The 16,714-nt window shown below is 68.4% G+C and carries 13 protein-coding genes; 6 read left to right on the top strand and 7 right to left on the bottom strand.

All coding sequences use genetic code 11. The features are described 5' to 3' along the window. Positions 1 to 85 precede the first annotated feature (85 nt). Positions 86 to 691, bottom strand: a complete 606-nt coding sequence (locus AB4Y98_RS09655) for a glutathione S-transferase family protein (RefSeq protein WP_363734106.1) — start codon at positions 689 to 691, stop codon at positions 86 to 88. 45 nt (positions 692 to 736) lie between these two features. Here AB4Y98_RS09655 and rmuC point away from each other — a divergent pair, with 45 nt between their 5' ends. The 3 genes from rmuC (at position 737) to AB4Y98_RS09640 (ending at position 3,317) form a co-directional block, all read left to right on the top strand. Continuing rightward, positions 737 to 2,284 carry a DNA recombination protein RmuC gene (gene rmuC, locus AB4Y98_RS09650; protein ID WP_442244249.1) on the top strand — a complete coding sequence of 516 codons (1,548 nt, stop codon included), beginning with the start codon at positions 737 to 739 and terminating at the stop codon, positions 2,282 to 2,284. 71 nt (positions 2,285 to 2,355) lie between these two features. Beyond that, the gene (locus AB4Y98_RS09645) at positions 2,356 to 2,721 is read left to right on the top strand and encodes a hypothetical protein (RefSeq protein ID WP_442244248.1); all 366 of its coding nucleotides are present in this window, start codon (positions 2,356 to 2,358) and stop codon (positions 2,719 to 2,721) included. A gap of 50 nt (positions 2,722 to 2,771) precedes the next feature. Continuing rightward, entirely contained in the window at positions 2,772 to 3,317 is a 546-nt protein-coding gene (locus AB4Y98_RS09640; protein WP_442244247.1) for a glutathione peroxidase, read from the top strand. Between the two features lie 109 nt (positions 3,318 to 3,426). Here the strand turns inward: AB4Y98_RS09640 and AB4Y98_RS09635 are convergent, their stop codons facing one another. The 6 genes from AB4Y98_RS09635 to AB4Y98_RS09610 are packed head-to-tail and all read right to left on the bottom strand — an operon-like array spanning position 3,427 to position 7,510. Continuing rightward, positions 3,427 to 4,428, bottom strand: a complete 1,002-nt coding sequence (locus tag AB4Y98_RS09635) for an MlaA family lipoprotein (protein ID WP_394197749.1) — start codon at positions 4,426 to 4,428, stop codon at positions 3,427 to 3,429. Position 4,429: 1 nt separating this feature from the next. Next, the gene (locus tag AB4Y98_RS09630; protein WP_025875628.1) at positions 4,430 to 4,741 is read right to left on the bottom strand and encodes an STAS domain-containing protein; all 312 of its coding nucleotides are present in this window, start codon (positions 4,739 to 4,741) and stop codon (positions 4,430 to 4,432) included. Continuing rightward, positions 4,731 to 5,393, bottom strand: a complete 663-nt coding sequence (locus AB4Y98_RS09625; RefSeq protein ID WP_025875629.1) for an MlaC/ttg2D family ABC transporter substrate-binding protein — start codon at positions 5,391 to 5,393, stop codon at positions 4,731 to 4,733. The genes AB4Y98_RS09630 and AB4Y98_RS09625 overlap by 11 nt, the downstream gene beginning before the upstream one ends. Continuing rightward, on the bottom strand, positions 5,390 to 5,914 hold the full coding sequence (mlaD, locus tag AB4Y98_RS09620; protein ID WP_006404090.1) for an outer membrane lipid asymmetry maintenance protein MlaD: 525 nt from the start codon (positions 5,912 to 5,914) through the stop codon (positions 5,390 to 5,392). Before mlaD ends, AB4Y98_RS09625 begins: the two co-directional genes overlap by 4 nt. Positions 5,915 to 5,972: 58 nt before the next feature. Continuing rightward, positions 5,973 to 6,722: an MlaE family lipid ABC transporter permease subunit gene (locus tag AB4Y98_RS09615; protein ID WP_006404088.1), complete on the bottom strand. Its 750-nt coding sequence runs from the start codon at positions 6,720 to 6,722 to the stop codon at positions 5,973 to 5,975. Further along, positions 6,722 to 7,510 (bottom strand): ABC transporter ATP-binding protein, encoded by a 789-nt coding sequence (locus AB4Y98_RS09610; RefSeq protein WP_442244246.1) that lies wholly within the window; start codon positions 7,508 to 7,510, stop codon positions 6,722 to 6,724. Before AB4Y98_RS09610 ends, AB4Y98_RS09615 begins: the two co-directional genes overlap by 1 nt. A gap of 194 nt (positions 7,511 to 7,704) precedes the next feature. On the opposite strand from AB4Y98_RS09610, the gene recC reads away from it, so the two are divergent. From recC to recD, 3 genes are read left to right on the top strand one after another with little or no spacing between them, the layout of a single operon-like run. Next, the gene (recC, locus tag AB4Y98_RS09605) at positions 7,705 to 11,046 is read left to right on the top strand and encodes an exodeoxyribonuclease V subunit gamma (RefSeq protein WP_442244245.1); all 3,342 of its coding nucleotides are present in this window, start codon (positions 7,705 to 7,707) and stop codon (positions 11,044 to 11,046) included. Continuing rightward, entirely contained in the window at positions 11,043 to 14,717 is a 3,675-nt protein-coding gene (gene recB, locus AB4Y98_RS09600) for an exodeoxyribonuclease V subunit beta (protein ID WP_442244244.1), read from the top strand. Before recC ends, recB begins: the two co-directional genes overlap by 4 nt. Continuing rightward, on the top strand, positions 14,714 to 16,594 hold the full coding sequence (gene recD, locus AB4Y98_RS09595; protein WP_442244243.1) for an exodeoxyribonuclease V subunit alpha: 1,881 nt from the start codon (positions 14,714 to 14,716) through the stop codon (positions 16,592 to 16,594). Before recB ends, recD begins: the two co-directional genes overlap by 4 nt. Positions 16,595 to 16,714 lie beyond the last annotated feature (120 nt).

Raw genomic sequence — 16,714 nt, 5'->3', positions numbered from 1 at the left:
ACGGTTTCCCGCCGCTGTTGGTAGGTGTCGACCTTGGTCGACACAGTAGCTCCACGCCATGCGTGGATGAAGCCAAGCAAGCGTGCTACGCCACGCCGTTGTCCACATGCTCGGCGAAGCCGGGCCGGGGGCGCAGGCGTTCGAACCAGGCGTCTACGTGGCGCAGCACAGGTTTGTTGCCGGGGGTGCTGCGCCAGCGCTGTGTCGACAGGCCGAGGACGATGTCGGCCAGGCTGAAGTCGGTGCCCGCCACGTAGGCATTGCTGGCGGCAAGCTGGTGGTCGAGCACGGTCATCAGACGGTTCCATTGTTCCAGGCTTGCCTCGGCGCGTGCGTCGTCCGCGAAGTCGGGGTGCTGGCGCACGCGGGCCATGAACACGTGACGCCAGGCGCTGTTGAGGTCGCTGGCCTGCCAGTCCATCCACTGCTCGACCTGGGCACGGGCCTGTGCGGCGCACGGCAGCAGGTCATCGCGGCCCTGGCGTGCGGCCAGATAGCGGCAGATGCTGTTGGACTCCCACAGCACGAAGTCGCCATCGCGCAGCACCGGTACCTGCCGGTTCGGATTCAGCGTGGACAGCACGTCCGGCGCAGGTGCCGGATCATGGGAGAACGGCAGATCGAGTTCGGCGCACAGCCACAGCACTTTGCGCACGTTGATCGAGGTGGGCTTTCCGTAGAGTACAAACATGGGTTCGTTTCAGCACGTGAGACTGGGCCAGCCTACACTTGCCACATGCAAACCGAATTCCTCCTCGTCGCCGGCCTGCTGCTGGTCGTGCTGATCCTGCAACTGGTGGCGCTGCTGCGCCGCCCGCCCCATGATCGGCTGGAACAGGCCGTGCGTGATGAAGCGCGCGTCGGCCGCAGCGAGTTGCGCGAGCAGCTCGATGGGTTCGCGCGCGCGCTGACCGATCTGTCCACCCGCACCGACCAGCGCCTGGACCTGCTGCGTGAAGCGCTGGGCGAAGATGCACGCAAGGCCCGCGCCGAGGCGGCCGACAGCCAGCAGCGCAGCGCCGTCTCGCTGGGCGAACGCCTGCAGGAACTGCGCGTGCAGCTGGATGTGTTCGGCCAGCAGCAGGAGGCGCGTATCCATGCCTTCGGCCAGCAGTTGCAGGAACTGACCGCCCGTACCGACACCCAGTTCGGTGCGCTGCGGCAGGCACTGGTGGAGGATGCCCGCAAGGGCCGCGAAGAGGGTGCGCAATCGCAGCAGCGCCTGACCGAGAGCCTGGGCCTGCGCCTGCAGGAGCTGACCCAGCGCAACGAACAGCGCATCTCGGAAATGCGCGCCACCCTGGAAGAACAGCTGCGCGCGCTGCAGGCCGACAACGCGCAGAAGCTCGAGCAGATGCGCCATACCGTCGACGAGAAGCTGCAGTCCACACTGGAAACGCGGCTGGGCAATTCGTTCAAGCTGGTGTCCGAACGGCTGGAGCAGGTGCAGCGCGGGCTGGGTGAAATGCAGCAGCTGGCAACCGGCGTGGGCGACCTGAAGCGGGTACTGACCAACGTCAAGAACCGCGGCAGCTGGGGCGAAGTGCAGCTGGAGAACATCCTCGAGCAGACCCTCACCCAGGAACAGTACGCGCGCGCGGTGAAGGTGCGTCCTGACGGCAACGAGATGGTCGACATCGCCGTGCGCCTGCCGGGCCGTCGCGACGACGACACGCCGGTCTGGCTGCCGATCGATTCCAAGTTCCCACGCGAAGACTATGAGCGCCTGCTCGATGCGCAGGAACAGGGTGATGCCGAGGGCGTGCGCCTGCAGGGCATCCAGCTGGAACGCGCGATCCGCGTGCAGGCCAAGTCGATCTGCGAGAAGTACATCGTGCCGCCGCACACCACCGATTTCGCGGTGATGTTCGTGCCCACCGAAGGACTGTATGCCGAGGTGATCCGGCGCCCGGGTCTGGTCGATCTGCTGCAGCGCGAGCATCGCGTGGTGGTGGCCGGGCCGACCACAGTCACTGCGCTGCTCAACAGTCTGCAGATGGGCTTCCGCACGTTGGCCATCGAACAGCGGTCCAGTGAAGTGTGGACGTTGCTGGGTGCCGTCAAAACCGAGTTCGGCAAATTCGGTAGCGTGCTCGACAGCGTGAAGACCAAGCTCGACCAGGCCAGCAAGCAGATCGACCAGACGGGGGTACGCACGCGTGCCATCGCCCGCAAGCTGCGGGACGTCGAGTCGCTGCCGGCCGAACAGAGTCGGCAGTTGCTTCCCGACAGCCTGCTGCCCGAGGAGGGTGGCGAAGAAGGCAACGAGGGTGAAGAGGCCTGAGCGGCGCTGACACGCCGCGTGCATCGCGCTGTGCGTATGCTGGCCGCCGCTCACCTCGATCAGGTACCGCCATGCGTTTCCGTCTCTTTGCCAGCCTTGCCCTGGGCGCGCTGCTTGCCGCCTGCAGCAGCACCCCACCGGCCAGTGAAGACGCAGGCACGGCAGCCACGGCGGCCGACAGCCCTGAAGCCGCTGCAGCCTATGAAGAAGCGCGCGATGTGGACTGCCGCGCGGCGGGCGGTACCCTGCAGCCGTTGGGCCGCCTGCAGCGGGTGCAGTGCGTGATTCCGTATGCCGACGCGGGCAAGTCCTGCAGCAGCAAGAGCGACTGCAGCGGCCAGTGCCTGGCGTCCGCCGAGGTGACCGCAGGCGCGGTGGCAACCGGCACCTGCCAGCGTGATGTCAGCCAGAACTTCGGTTGCCGGCACTACCAGTGACGTCGGCGGTATGCTGGTGGGCCTTTCCCCGCTGCAGCCGGAGCCCCCGCGTGAGCACCTCGATCCAGGATGTTTCCCTCACCACCATCGACGGCCAGCCGTCTTCTCTTGCCGACTATCAGGGCAAGGTACTGCTGCTGGTCAACGTGGCGTCCAAGTGCGGTCTGACCCCGCAGTACGAAGGCCTGCAGGCGCTGTACGCGGAGAAGCACGCGCAGGGCCTGGAAGTGCTGGGCTTCCCGGCCAACAACTTCCTCGGCCAGGAGCCGGGCAGCGAGGCGGAGATCCAGCAGTTCTGCCAGCTGACCTACGACGTGAGCTTCCCGATGTTCGCCAAGATCAGCGTGGCCGGTGAAGACACCCATCCGCTGTACCAGCAGTTGACTGCTGCGCAGCCGCAGGCGATCGGCGAAGGCCCGCTGCGCGAGCGCCTGGCCAGCAAGGAAATTCCGATCCACGCGGCGCCGGCGGTGCTGTGGAACTTCGAGAAGTTCCTGGTCGGTCGCGACGGCAAGGTCATCGCCCGCTTCGCCCCGGACGTTGCCGCCGATGATGCGCGCCTGCGCGAGGCGGTCGAGGCTGCACTGGCTGCCTGATCGCCGGGGTCGGATCCCTTTCCACGGGAAAGGGCTCCGACCCGACCCACAGCGCCCAAAAAAAACCCCGCCTAGGCGGGGTTTTTCGTTCATGCGGTGCCAACGTGGATCAGTTTGTCCACTGCGGCATCGGCATCGCATCGACCGGGATCGGCGAGTTCGCATCGTCGCTGCCACGCTCGCGCTTGCCGCGCAGGTCGTTCTCGATCTGGTAGTTGCGGCGCTGCATCCAGGCATCGCGGACCAGGGCGTATTCGTCCACCGCGGTATCGCGCAGGTCGTCGATCGCCAGCAGCTGCGCGCGGGTATCGACCAGCTGCAGCCCCTGCAGACCGATGCGGTACTTGTCGCTTTCGATGCGGCGGATCGGCGACAGCGGGATGTCACCGGCCAGGCCGAACACATCACGCACGGTACGCGGGCCGAAGAACGGCAGTTCCACGTAGCGCGAACGACGCCAGCCCCAGGCACCCAGGGTCTGCCCGAAGTCCTCGTTGCGACGCGGCACCATCGCCTTGCTGGCCGGGTCGAACAGGCCACCGACGCCCAGCGTGCTGTTCATCAGGAACCGGCCCAGGCTGTCCCAGGCGTCGCCGGGGCGGCCCTGCAGCAGCTGGTTGGTAATGGTCAGCGGCGCCCGCAGGTTGCTGAAGAAGTTGCTCACGCCGGTACGGGCAAAGCGCGGCACCACGTGGGTATAGGCGGTTGCCAGCGGGCGAGCGATACCGCGGTCGACGGCGTTGTTGAACCCGTGCACCTTGCGGTTGAACGGTTCCCACGGGTCGTACGCGGTAGTGCTGGTGGTGCTGCCATTGGCGCCGTACAGCGCGTCGAAGTCGTCATCGCCGCCCGGTGCGGCGGCGGTGGCATCACTGCCGGTTGCACCCTGCGAGGCGGTAGCCGGTGCCGGCGCGGCCGCAGCAGGTACGGGGGCGTCGGCTGCGACGCTCGCTGCAGGCGCATCCGCAACAGCAGCGTTGTCGACCGTAGTGGTGTTCGTCGCCGGCACCACGGTGTCGGCGGTCGGCGCGTCGCTGCGCGCCGGCTTGCCGGCACAGGCGCTGAGCGCGGCGGCCAGGAGGATCAGAGGGAAAACGCGCACGACGTTCATGTCAGCTCGCAGCAGAAGTAGCGTTGAAGTCCAGGTCGGGCGACAGCCGGTAGGCCGCGCTCAGCTCGTTGTAGCCGGCGGGGGCGCCGGAGATTGTCAGCGGATGGCCGCCCTGGCGCGCGCGTGCGGCCAACTCGGCCAACAACGCCAGGCCGGCGCTGTCCACGCGCTCGACCTCCGCCAGTTCCAGCCGCGACAGCTGCGCAGGCAGGGCCTGCAGTTGCGGCCACAGCGCGATCACCGCTGCACGGTCGAGCACCCCGCGCAGGCGCAGGGTGTCACCTTCCAGCAGCGCCAGCGCCTTATTTGCCATTGCCGGCCGGCCCAGCCTGCATGCTGCCGCTGCGCAGTTCGGTGGCCACCTGCTTGATGCCCTTCTGTCGCAGCGGGGCATCGAACTGGTTGCGGAAGGTCTGCACGTAGGAGATGCCTTCGATGTTCACGTCGAAGATCTTCCACTGGCCGCCTTCGTTGCGCATCCAGTACTCCACCGGCGTCGGCTCGCTGCCGGCACGCACCAGCTCGGTGCTCACGCGCACGCCGCGGTTGCCCGGCAGCGGGCTTTCGCCCTTCAGGCGGAAGCTCGGCTTGCCCTGGATGTTGAGCAGGGTCGAGCCATAGCGCTGCATCAGGTTGTCGGCCATCGCATTGGCGAACAGCTTGATGTCAGCGTCCGCAGCGCCGCGTGCGTGCGTGCCCAGCACCAGGCGCGCGGCATAGTCGCGGTCGAAGGTGCGGTTGAGCTCGCTGTCGATATAGCTGCGCAGGCTGGCCGGGTTGCCGCTGAATTCGGCACGGCGCTGCTGCAGGGTGGTGAGGATGCGGGTGCTGGCGTCGATCACCACCTTGCCGGCCTGGCCCTGGGGGGCCGCAGCAGCGGGGGCGGCGGCCTGCGCCTGGGCTAGGAACGGGGTGGCCAGCAGCAGCGACGAGGCGAGCAGGGCCGGGATCAGTTTCATCTTCATGGTTGCGGTTCCGTTGCAGGCGCCTGCGCGCCATCGTTGGGCTTCGGAGCAGCGCCGCCACCGGCGCCGCCACTGAACATGTATTTGCCGACCAGCTGGATCAGGTCCACGGCCGGCTGGGTGAAGACGATCTCTTCGCCGGGCTTCAGCACGTCCGGATCGCCGCCGGGCTGCAGACCGATATAGCTCTCGCCAAGCAAACCACTGGTGAAGATGCCCGCCGAGGTATCGGCCGGCAGATCCTTGACCTTGCTGTCCATGCGCAGGGTCACGATCGATTCGAACTTCACCGGGTCCAGATCGATCGCTGCGACCTGGCCGACGGTGACACCACCGATCTTCACCGGCGCCTGCTTGCGCAGCTGGCCGACCTGGGAGAAGCGTGCCTTGAGTTCATAGCCTTCGCCACCCCAGCTCCAGCGCTGGTTGGTCGAGGCGACGGCCAGCACCATCAGCGAGGCCAGGGCCAGCAGCAGGAAGGCGCCGACGGAGAATTCGAGTCTGGGACCGCGGATGGCCATGTGGATTACCTGATCAGTCGTGGTGGCCGCGCGCCGATGCGCACCGCCGATGGAGGGGTTAGGTGAACAACATTGCCGACAGTACGAAGTTGAACATCAGCACCAGCAACGAGGCGTTGACCACCGCACGGGTGGTGGCGACGGACGTGCCTTCGATGGTCGGTTCGGCGTGGAAACCGACATAGGCGGCCACCAGGGCCGCGGTACCACCGAAGATCGCCGACTTCAGCATCGCCACGCCGAAGTCGTCCCAGAAGTCCACGCTGCCACGCAGCGCCGACCAGAACACGCCGTTGTCCAGGCCAAGCACGTGCACGGCTTCGAAGTAGCTGGCACTGATCGCCAGCGAACAGAAGATGCCGGTCAGCAGCGGCACGGTCAGTACCGCCGCCCAGAAGCGCGGCGCCACGGCCTTGGCCACCGGGTCGATGGCCATCAGTTCCAGCGCCTTGATCTGGTCGGTGGCGCGCATCAGGCCCAGCTCGGCGGCGATCGAACTGCCGGCGCGGCCGATGAACAACAACGCGGTCAGCACCGGTGCCAGTTCGCGGTACAGCGACAGGCCGAGCAGGGTGGACAGCGCGTCGGCTGCACCGAAGGTGGTCAGCGTGCGGTAGCCCTGCAGGGTCAGCACCAGGCCGACGAAGGCGCCGCCCACGGCGATGATCGGCAGCGAGCGCGCACCGATCTTGTAGATCTCGCGGGTCAGCTCGGCCAGGAAATCACGGGTCGGCAGCGAACCGCGCAGCACGGTCAGCGAGAACAGGCCGGCACGACCCAGCGAGCGGGTGGCTTGCACGAACGGCATCAGGCAACCCTCGCGCGCGGTGCGGCATCAAACGGGATGGGACCATCGGGCTGGCCATGCAGGAACTGCTGCAGCAGCGGGTCCTGGCTGGACTGCAGCGCCTCCGGCGTGCCCTGGAACACGATGCCGCCATTGGCGATCGCGATTACCTGGTCGCAGATCGGCAGGGTCTCGTGCACGTGGTGGCTGACGATGATGCTGGTCAGGCCCAGGCTGTGGTTGAGGCGCTGGATCAGGCTCATGATCACCCCCGAGGCGATCGGGTCCAGCCCGGTCAGCGGCTCGTCGTAGATCATCAGCGGCGGGTCCAGGGCCAACGCGCGGGCCAGTGCCACGCGCCGGGCCATGCCACCGGACAGCTCACGCGGCCAGGCATCGGCGGCGGCCAGCAGGCCGACCGAATGCAGCTTCATCTGCACCAGCCGGCGCAGCACCGGTGCCGGCAGGCGGGTGTGGGTGCGCAACGGCAGGGCAACGTTCTCGGCCACGGTCAGGTCGGTCAGCAGGCCATTGCCCTGCAGCAGTACGCCGACGCTCTTGCGCATCTCCAGAAGCTCGGCGGTGCGCTGCGGGATGGGTTTGCCGAACAGGGTGACGTCACCTGCAACCGGACGCAGTTCGCCGGTCAGCGCCGCCAGCAGGGTCGACTTGCCGCTGCCGGACGGACCGAGCACCGCGGTGATGCTGCCTTTGAGCACCTGCAGCGAAACGTCGCGCAGGATCGTGCGCCCGCTCCGGTCGATGCGGACGTTGGATAACTGCACCAGACTGGGAGTGGAAGCCGACATGGGCACCCTTAACGTTTTTTCGACATTGAAGCATCGGGTCAGACTGCTGAACATAAGCAGACTGGACGGTGCAGTATTGTTGCACGGTCGGACCGTCGCCAGACCGGGACAATTCCGAAAACGACCGGAACAATCCGTCGCGATCACCGTACCCCGGGATTGAATACGGGCGGGTGTGCTGCACACTGTGCACGATGAGTGACCCGGGCAGCGACTTCCGCCTCTACCATTCCAATTCGCTGGACGTGCTGGCTGCCCTGCTGGCGCGCAACGTGCGTGTGCCGGTGCCGGGACAGCCGCTGCTGGCGCCGGAGGTGGTGCTGATCCCGCAGGTGGCGATGCGGCGCTGGCTGCAGGCGACACTGGCTGCCGAGTATGGCGTGGCCGCCAACCTGGAATTCCTGACCCCCGGTGAGTTCGTCGCCCGTGCGTTGAACGCCAATGTCGAGGGCGAAGCCGACGACCTGGACGCGGCCGCCCTGCACTGGCGCCTGTACCAGGCCCTGCGCGATCCGCAGCTGCTGGCGCAGCCACCGATGCGCGCGCTGCAGTCCTATCTTGCCGGGGGCGACGCGCTCAAACCCTGGGCCCTGGCCGGCGAACTGGCCTCGGTGTTCGAGAAGTACCAGGCCTGGCGCCGCGACTGGCTGCTGCGCTGGGAAGCCGGCGCCGACGCGGCCGATCCGCAGGCCATCCTGTGGCGCAGCATCGCCGCCGGCCATGGTTACCGCGCGCGCCGCATCCAGGCGTACCTGGACCGCTTCGAGGGCGCCGGCCAACCGTTGCCGCAGGGCCTGCCGCCGCGGATGTCGGCGTTCGCCACCCTCAACATCTCGCCCGACGTACTGCGGGTGATGGCCACCCAGTCGCGGGTGGGCGAACTGCATTTCTATCTGCCCACGCCGGTGCAGTCCTACTGGGGCGACCTGCAGACCCTGGCAGAGCGCCTGCGCAGCGGTGCGCCGGACCCGTTCGGCGAGGCCGCCGGCGAGAACCGCCTGCTGGAAGCGTGGGGTGCGGCCGGCCGCGATTTCATGGCGGTGCTGGGCAGCTATGAAGTGGTGCATCCGGCCGGCGAGATCGCGGCTTATTCCGACCCCGAGCAAGACACGCGGCCGACGATGGACCAGGGCGGGCTGTCCGACAGCCTGCTGCATCGCCTGCAGCGCGACCTGTTCCACCGTCGTGCCTTGCCTTCCGGTGAACTGCGCGGTGGCCTGCGCAGCGATGACCCGAGCTTGCAGGTGCACGCCTGCCACACCCGCCTGCGCGAGCTGCAGGTGCTGCACGACCAGCTGCGCAGCCTGCTGCAGGACCCGCGCTTCGACCCGCCGTTGCAGGCGCGCGAGATCGCCGTGCTGGCGCCGGACATCGATCCGTATGTGCCCTATCTGGAAGCGGTGTTCGGCGGACGGGGGGGCGAGGACGAACACATTCCCTACGCGCTGGCCGACAGCAGTCCGTTGGCTGGCGAGCCGCTGGCCGACGTGTTCGTGCACCTGCTTGGCCTGCCGATTTCGCGCTTCGGCCTGAACGAGGTGCTGGATCTGCTGGCCAGTGCACCCCTGGCCGAGGCCGCCGGCCTGGAAGCGGTGGACTTCGACCGACTGCATGGCTGGTTGCAGCAGGCAGGCGCACGCTGGGGCCTGGATGCCCAGCATCGCGACCAGCTGCAGGCCCCCAGCGATGACGCCTACACCTGGCAGTTCGCGCTGGATCGCCTGCTGCTGGGCCACGCCACCGGCAGCGAGGTGGATCTGGTCGGGGTGGCTCCGTGGATCGAACTGGAAGGCGGGGCGCTGGATGCGCTGGACCGGCTGCTGCGCCTGCTGCGCGTGCTGGCCGTCTACCAGCGCCGGCTGGGCGAACTGTTGACCCCGGCACAGTGGCGGCAGCGCCTGCTGTCGCTGCTCGACGCCCTGCTGCCGACACCACCCAGCTCGCCCAACAGCCAGCGCGCGCTGGAGCGCCTGCGCAAGCTGCTCAACCAGTTCGCCGAAGATGCGTACAAGGCCGGGTTCGTCGATGGCGTGCCACCGGAGGTGGTGCGTGCGCACTTCGCCGGTGCGCTTGCCGAGGCCGATACGCGCGCGCCGCTGCTGACCGGTGGCATCAGCTTCGGCCGCATGGTGCCGATGCGCCTGCTGCCGTTCCGGGTGATCTGCGTGCTCGGCCTCAACGATGGTGATTTCCCGCGTCGCGACCCGGCCGCCGGCCTCAACCAGCTCACCGCCGAACTGGATACGCCGCGCCGCCGTCCCGGCGACCGCTCCACCCGCGAAGATGATCGTTTCCTGTTCCTGCAGTTGTTTGCTGCTGCGCAGGACGTGTTCTACCTCAGCTACCTCGGCGCGGACCCGCGCGATGGCAGCGTGCGCGAACCCTCGGTGCTGGTCAGCGAACTGATCGATGCCGCCGCGGCCTATCACCTCGATCCGTCGACCGCCACGCGGGACTTCACCGTGCGCCACGCGCTGCAGCCGTTCTCGCCGGCCGCCTTCGGTGACGGCGATCCACGCCGCTTCAGCTACCGCCGGCAGTGGCACCCGGCCGCCGGGCGACTGGGCGGGAAGCGCGGCGGCCTGCTGCCGTGGTTCGACGCCGCACTGCCGCCGCCGGTGGACGACGCGGTGGAAGAAGAGGTCTCGCTGGAGAGCCTGCGTCGTTTCCTGTGTGATCCGGCAGGGCAGTTCCTCGCACAGTCGCTGGGCCTGCGCCTGGCCGACGACGTCGAGGACATCGACGACCTGGAGCCGCTGGTGCTGTCCTCGCGCGGGCCGGAGAAGCGCAGTGTGCAGCTGGCCGTGGTGCAGGCCACCCTGGCCGGCGACAGCGAGCCGCTGTACCCGCGGCTGCGCGCACGCGGGCTGTTGCCGTCGGGCATCCTCGGCGAGCGCCAGTTTGAAGTGGAGCGGCTCAAGACCCGCCCATATGCCACTGCCATGCTGGGCTGGTTGCAGGGCACGCCGCTGGAGAGCCGCCGCTATGAAGTGGAGATCGACGGCGTGCGCCTGCATGGCCGGGTCGGTGATCGCCATCCCGAAGGGCTGGTGCGCCTGCGCGCCGGCGCCCTCAACGGCAACGCGGTGATCCGCCAGGGGCTGGACTGGCTGCTGGCCAACGCCGCCGGAGATGCGTTGCCGTTGGTACAGTTCTACGACGGCGGTGATGCCGGCCCGGGTCCGCATGCATTGCCTGCCTTGACCGTGCCCGCAGCACGCGCGGCATTGCGCGCGCTGCTGCAGCTGCGCCAGCGTGGGCTGCGCGAACCACTGCGCTTTGCGCCCTATACCGGCTGGGTGCTGTTCAACGCGCCGGTGGAAAAGCAGCGCAGCGAAGGCTGGAAACAATGGCATGGCAGCGACCGCAGCTGGGGTGAAGCCAACAGTGATGCCTGGCAGCTGCTGCTGCGTGGCGCCGACCCTTTCGCCGACGACGCCAGTTACGCCGACCTGCTGCGCAACAGCCAGGTGGTCTTCAGCGCCGTACGCGAAGGGCGCAGCTTCGGCAATGATCCACAGGCGGGCCACGCATGAGCAACGGTGCCGAGGGCGCTTCCATCAATACGCATTGCCCTGATCCTTACCTGGCGTTGCCGCTGCACGGCACGCGGCTGATCGAAGCCAGTGCCGGCACCGGCAAGACCTTTACCCTGGCGACGCTGTTCACCCGTCTGGTGGTCGAACAGGGCCTACGTATCGGCCAGATCCTGGCGGTGACCTTCACTGACGCCGCCACCCAGGAACTGCGCAAGCGCATCCGCGAGCGCCTGGCCCTGGCTGCGCGCCTGGTCGATCTGCCGCCCGGCGACGATGAGACACCCGATGCGCTGCTGACCCGGCAGGTGCTGCAACGTCATCTGCAGGACGGCACGGAAACCGCAAAAGCGTTGAAGCGGCGCCTGCAGGTAGCCGCCGACGAGATCGACCTGGCTGCGATCTTCACCATCCATGGCTTCTGCACCCGCGTGCTGCGCGAACATGCGCTCGAAAGCGGGCATACCTTCGACCCGCCCGAGCTGCTGGCCAGCGATCGCGAGCTGCTGGAAGAACTGGCGGCCGATCTGTGGCGGGTGCATGCCAACGACCCGGCAACGCTGGAACCGCTGACCTGGTTGTGGTCCCACCCGGATGCGCTGGCGGCTGACCTGCGCGCGCTGCTGGCATCGCCACCGCTGCACCCGCCACTGCAGCCGCTGGCCGTGGACGATCCGCGCCCGGCGCTGCAGGGCACGGCGGCGGAACTGTCGATGGCCGTGCGCGAGCATGGTGAGCGCTTCTTCCTGGACCTGTGCGAAGCGGTCGACAACAAGTGGATCAACGGCGTTTCCTACAAGCTGGGCTGGCTGCACCCGCTGGGCCGGCAGTTGTTGGGCTGGGCCGAGCGCGGCGACGCAGCAGAACTGTTGTCCAGCGACCGCTTGCCGGCGCTGCTGCCCGATGCGCTGGTGGCCAAGACCAACAAGAAGTTCGCCGACCGCACACCGTCCTCGCCGCTGCAGGCACCGCTTGAGCGCTACGTGGCACTGCTGGCCCAGCGCGAACAATGGCTGCGTGCCACGGCACTGAACTTCCTGCACGCCCTGCGCGAGGAAGCCACCCAGCGCCTGTCCGTGCTGAAGCGCATGCGTCGCGTGCAGACCTACGACGATCTGATCGACGGCGTCGCCCGCGCGTTGGAAGGCCCGCAGCGGCTGGCCCTGGTCAAGCAGCTGCGGGCGCAGTACCGCATCGCCCTGGTCGATGAATTCCAGGATACCGATGACCGCCAGTGGGGCATCTTCCATACCGTGTTCGGCGCCTCGCCGGAGGTGGACGAACTGGGGCTGCAGCCGGCGCTGTTCCTGATCGGTGACCCCAAACAGGCCATCTATGGCTTCCGCGGCGGCGACATCCATACCTACCTGAAAGCCAAGCAGGTGGCCGAGCAGGCACCGGCGCTGGACCAGAACTTCCGCTCGCGCCCGGCCGTGCTGCGCGCGCTGCAGGCGCTGTATGACAACGCTGGCGAAGATGCCTTCCTCGAACGCGACATCCGGTTCGAGCCGGTGCGGCCCGGTGGCGTGCGTGTCGATGAGGACTACCTGCGCGATGGCCGGGCCGCACCGGCGCTGACCCTGCGCCTGCTGCGCAGCGACGGTGAAAAGGCCCTTGGCGCCGATGCGTCGCGCGACGCGGCGACCCAGGCCTGCGTGGCCGCGATCCACCAGATCCTGCTGGAGGCGCGTGCCGGCACCGCGCTGCTGCGTGGGCGCCCGGTGCAACCCGGCGATATCGCCGTGCTGGTGCGCTCGCATCGCGAAGCCACGCTGGTGCAGCGTGCGCTGGCCGCAGTCGGCATTCCCGCGGTGGCGGCCGGCAAGCAGAGCCTGTTTGCCACCAGCGAGGCCCGTGACCTGCGTGCGTTGCTGCTGGCGTTGCTGCAACCGGCCGACGAAGGGCGACTGCGTACTGCATTGGCAACGGTGCTGCTGGGGCAGCGCGCAAGTGCGATTGCCAGCATGGAGCGTGAGGGGGATCTGCAGCGCGGGTTCCAGGCACAGCTGCTGCACTGGCGCGAGCGCTGGCAGCGTGGCGGCCCGTTCGCGGTGGTGGCCGACGTCTGCGCCGCGCAGGGCGAACGCCTGCTGGCACTGATCGACGGCGAGCGGCGCCTGACCAACTACCTGCAGCTGGGCGAACTGCTGCAGGAAGCCTCCGCGCAGGCACTGGGCATGCACGGCCTGCTGGACTGGCTGCAGGGGCAGATGGCCAACGCCGACCAGGATGACGAGCAGCAGCTGCTGCGGCTGGAGTCGGACGCCCGACGGGTGCAGATCATCACCCTGCACAAGAGCAAAGGCTTGGAATACCCGCTGGTGTTCCTGCCGTTCGTGGGCATCGATGGCGGCGCGCCGAACACCGCCACCCACTGCACCGTGCATCTGCAGGGCGAGCGCCAGCTGCACTGGAAGCTGGACAGGGACGACGCCTGGGACGCGGCCAGYAGCCAGCGCGAGCGCGAACAGCGTGCAGAAGACGCGCGCCTGCTGTACGTGGGCCTGACCCGCGCCGAACATGCCTTGTGGATCGCCGCCGGCGATCTGGCAGGCCATGCGAAGACCCGCCTGGCGCCGTTGCTCGGCGACCTGCAGGCGCTGCGTACGCACGCGGACGTGGACCTGGATGACAGTGCGCCGCCGGGCCGCCTGCCGCAGCTGCTGGCCGAAACCGAAGGTGAGCTGCCTGCGGTGCGTGCCTTGACCCGCCGGGTGCCACATGACTGGTGGGTCTACAGCTTCACCCAGCTGGCGCATGCCGACGCTGGCAACGGCGACGATATCGAAGCGGCGGCCACCGAACTGCCGGCACCGGCTGCCGACGAACCTGCCGGGGCCGAGCTGCCGCTGGAACCGGCGTTGCCGGACGCTGCCGCAGAAGACACAGCGCCGCCGGATCCGCGCTTCATGGGCAGCCGCTTCGGCAATGTGCTGCACGATGCACTGGAGAACGTCGACTTCGCACTGTGGTCGCACTGGCAGCCGCAGCAACCGGCACCGGAGGGACAGGCCGACGTGCTGCGCCGCTCGCTGCACGACGAAGGCTATGCCGACGAGGATCTGGACGATGGCGTGGCGGTGCTGGTGCCGCTGGTCGGCCACACCCTCACCGTACCGCTGCCCGAAGGCGGTGCGCTGTGCAGCGTGCCCGAGCATGAGCGCCGGGCCGAAATCGAGTTCCACTTCGCCATCGAGCCGACCGCAGTACCGGTGCTGCTGCAGCTGCTGCACGAGCACGGCATCTCCAGCGCGCGGCGCGGTTTCGGCCTGCGCAGAAGGCTGGAAGGCCTGATGACCGGCAAGATCGATCTGACCTACGTGCGTGATGGCCGCTGGTATGTGCTGGACTACAAATCCAACCGGTTGCCGGGCTACAGCCCGGACCTGCTGGAGATCGCGATGCGCCACAGCGAGTACGACCTGCAGGCGCTGATCTATACCGTGGCCCTGCATCGCTGGCTGCGCTTCCGCCTGGGCGCGGCATACGACTACGCGCGCGACATGGGCGGTATCCGCTATCTGTTCTGCCGGGGCCTGGATATTGCCGGTAACGGCGTGCACGTGCAGCGCTTCGCGCCTGAGCTGGTGGATGCGCTGGATGCCTTGTTTGCGGGCGGCGAAGCAGCCCAGGCCGAGATGGCGGCGCGCGCGCGCGGAGAAACCGCATGAACCTGCTGCGCGATCTTCATCGCAGTGGCCAGCTGCGCACCCTGGACCACGCCCTGGCCATCAGCCTCAAGCGCCTGCGCGAAGACACACCGGACGACGTGGCACTGGCCGCCGCACTGGCCTCGCTGGCCGTGGCGCAGGGGCACGCTGGCTTCGATCCGCGCCAGCCCCAGCGCGTGATCGATGGCATTCCGGCATGGCCCGAACCTGCGCAGTGGCTGGCGCAGCTGCAGGCCTCGCCCTGGGTGGCGACCCCGCAGGATGCCAGCGCCGCCGCCGCGGAAGCGCCGCTGGTGCTGGAGAACGGTCTGCTGTACCTGCGCCGCTACCGCGAATACGAGCGGCAGTTGGCTGTCGGCCTGCAACGCATCGGCCGCCATCCGTTGCCTGCACCGGACATGGCCGCGGTGGCGCCCCTGTTCGCGCGTCTGTTCCCGCACGCCGCAACGGGTGAGGACCACCAGGCCCGTGCGGCTGGCGTAACCCTGCGCCACCCGCTGGCCCTGGTCACCGGTGGTCCCGGTACCGGCAAGACCACCACCATCGCCCGCCTGCTGCTGCTGTTGGCGGCACAGGCGCAGCACCAGGGCCTGCCCGTGCCAAAGGTAGCGTTGGCTGCACCCACCGGCCGCGCCGCCGAGCGCATGGCCGAAAGCCTGCGCCTGGCCGTCCAGCGGCTGCAGGAGCAGGGGCTGGACCCGGCGCTGTGCACCGCGCTGCCCAGCACAGGCACCACCCTGCATCGCCTGCTCGGGGTGATTCCCGATTCACCGCGCTTCCGCCATCACGCCGACAATCCGTTGCCGGTGGACGTGGTGGTGGTCGACGAAGCTTCGATGATCGACCTGCCGCTGATGGCAAAGCTGGTCGACGCGATCGCCAGCGGTACCCGCCTGATCCTGCTCGGCGATCCCGACCAGTTGCCGTCAGTGGAAGCCGGTGATGTGCTCAGCGCTATCCTGCGCGCCAGCGGCGATGGCATCGGCACCCGCGCCGACGATGCGCAGGCGCTGCATGGACTGCTGGCAGCGGCGACGCTGCAGCCGCAGGCACCGCCGCGCGCGTTCGCAGGCCGCCGCGTGCAGTTGCAGCGTGGCTACCGGCAGAGTGATGCGCTGGACCTGGCGCCGCTGGCGCAGGCCGTGCGTGGCGGTGACAGTGGTACCGCCCTGCGCCTGCTGCGCAGTGGCGGGCTGGCTGGTGTCCGTTTCCATGAAGGCGAGGCGGACCCGTTGCGTGGCCAGCGCGAGCATCTGCTCGACCACTGGCGCGCACTGGCCGACGCAGCGGACCCGGCGCAGGCACTGCAGCAGGCCGGCCGCCTGCGCGTGTTGACCGCACTGCGCGAAGGCCCGCAGGGCGCGCGTGGCCTCAACAGCCGTATTGAACAGCTGCTGGCTGGCAACACCCCGGGCTACTTCCAGGGCCGGCTGCTGCTGATCACCGAAAACAGCTACCGCCACCGCCTGTTCAACGGCGATATCGGCATCTGCCTGCGCGATGGCAGCGGTGCGATGGTGGCCTGGTTCCCCGGCGAGACCGCCGACCAGCCCCGCGCCTTCCACCCGGCAGCGTTGCCCGCACACGAGAGCGCGTTCGCGATGACCGTGCACAAGGCGCAGGGCTCGGAATTCGATGAAGTGTGGTTGCAGCTGCCAAGGCAGGACAGCCGCGTGCTGTCGCGCGAACTGGTCTACACCGGCCTGACCCGCGCCCGCCAGCGCCTGCAGGTGGCCGGCAGCGCCGAGGTGCTGGAGGCGGCATTGAAACGACATGCCAGCCGCCTTGGTGGCCTGGCCTGGCGGCTGGGTGCGGAAGAGGTGACCGAGGAACCGGTGCGCGGCGAAGAACCCACCGTGCAGGGCACGTTGTTCTAAACGCCAGCCTTACCATCACATCGGGCGTGAGCGCCATGGATGGCGCGACCGAGCTTACAGGGACGTACTTGCAGCGTCCCCCGCAACCGGACCCACCCCGCCATCCCACGGATCGCCCGC

The sequence above is a fragment of the Stenotrophomonas sp. 2YAF26 genome (assembly GCF_052114625.1).
GTDB classification, from domain to species: Bacteria; Pseudomonadota; Gammaproteobacteria; order Xanthomonadales; family Xanthomonadaceae; genus Stenotrophomonas; species Stenotrophomonas indicatrix.
The sequence above is the reverse complement of the archived record's forward strand: the minus strand, read 5'-3'. Positions and strand labels throughout refer to the sequence as shown.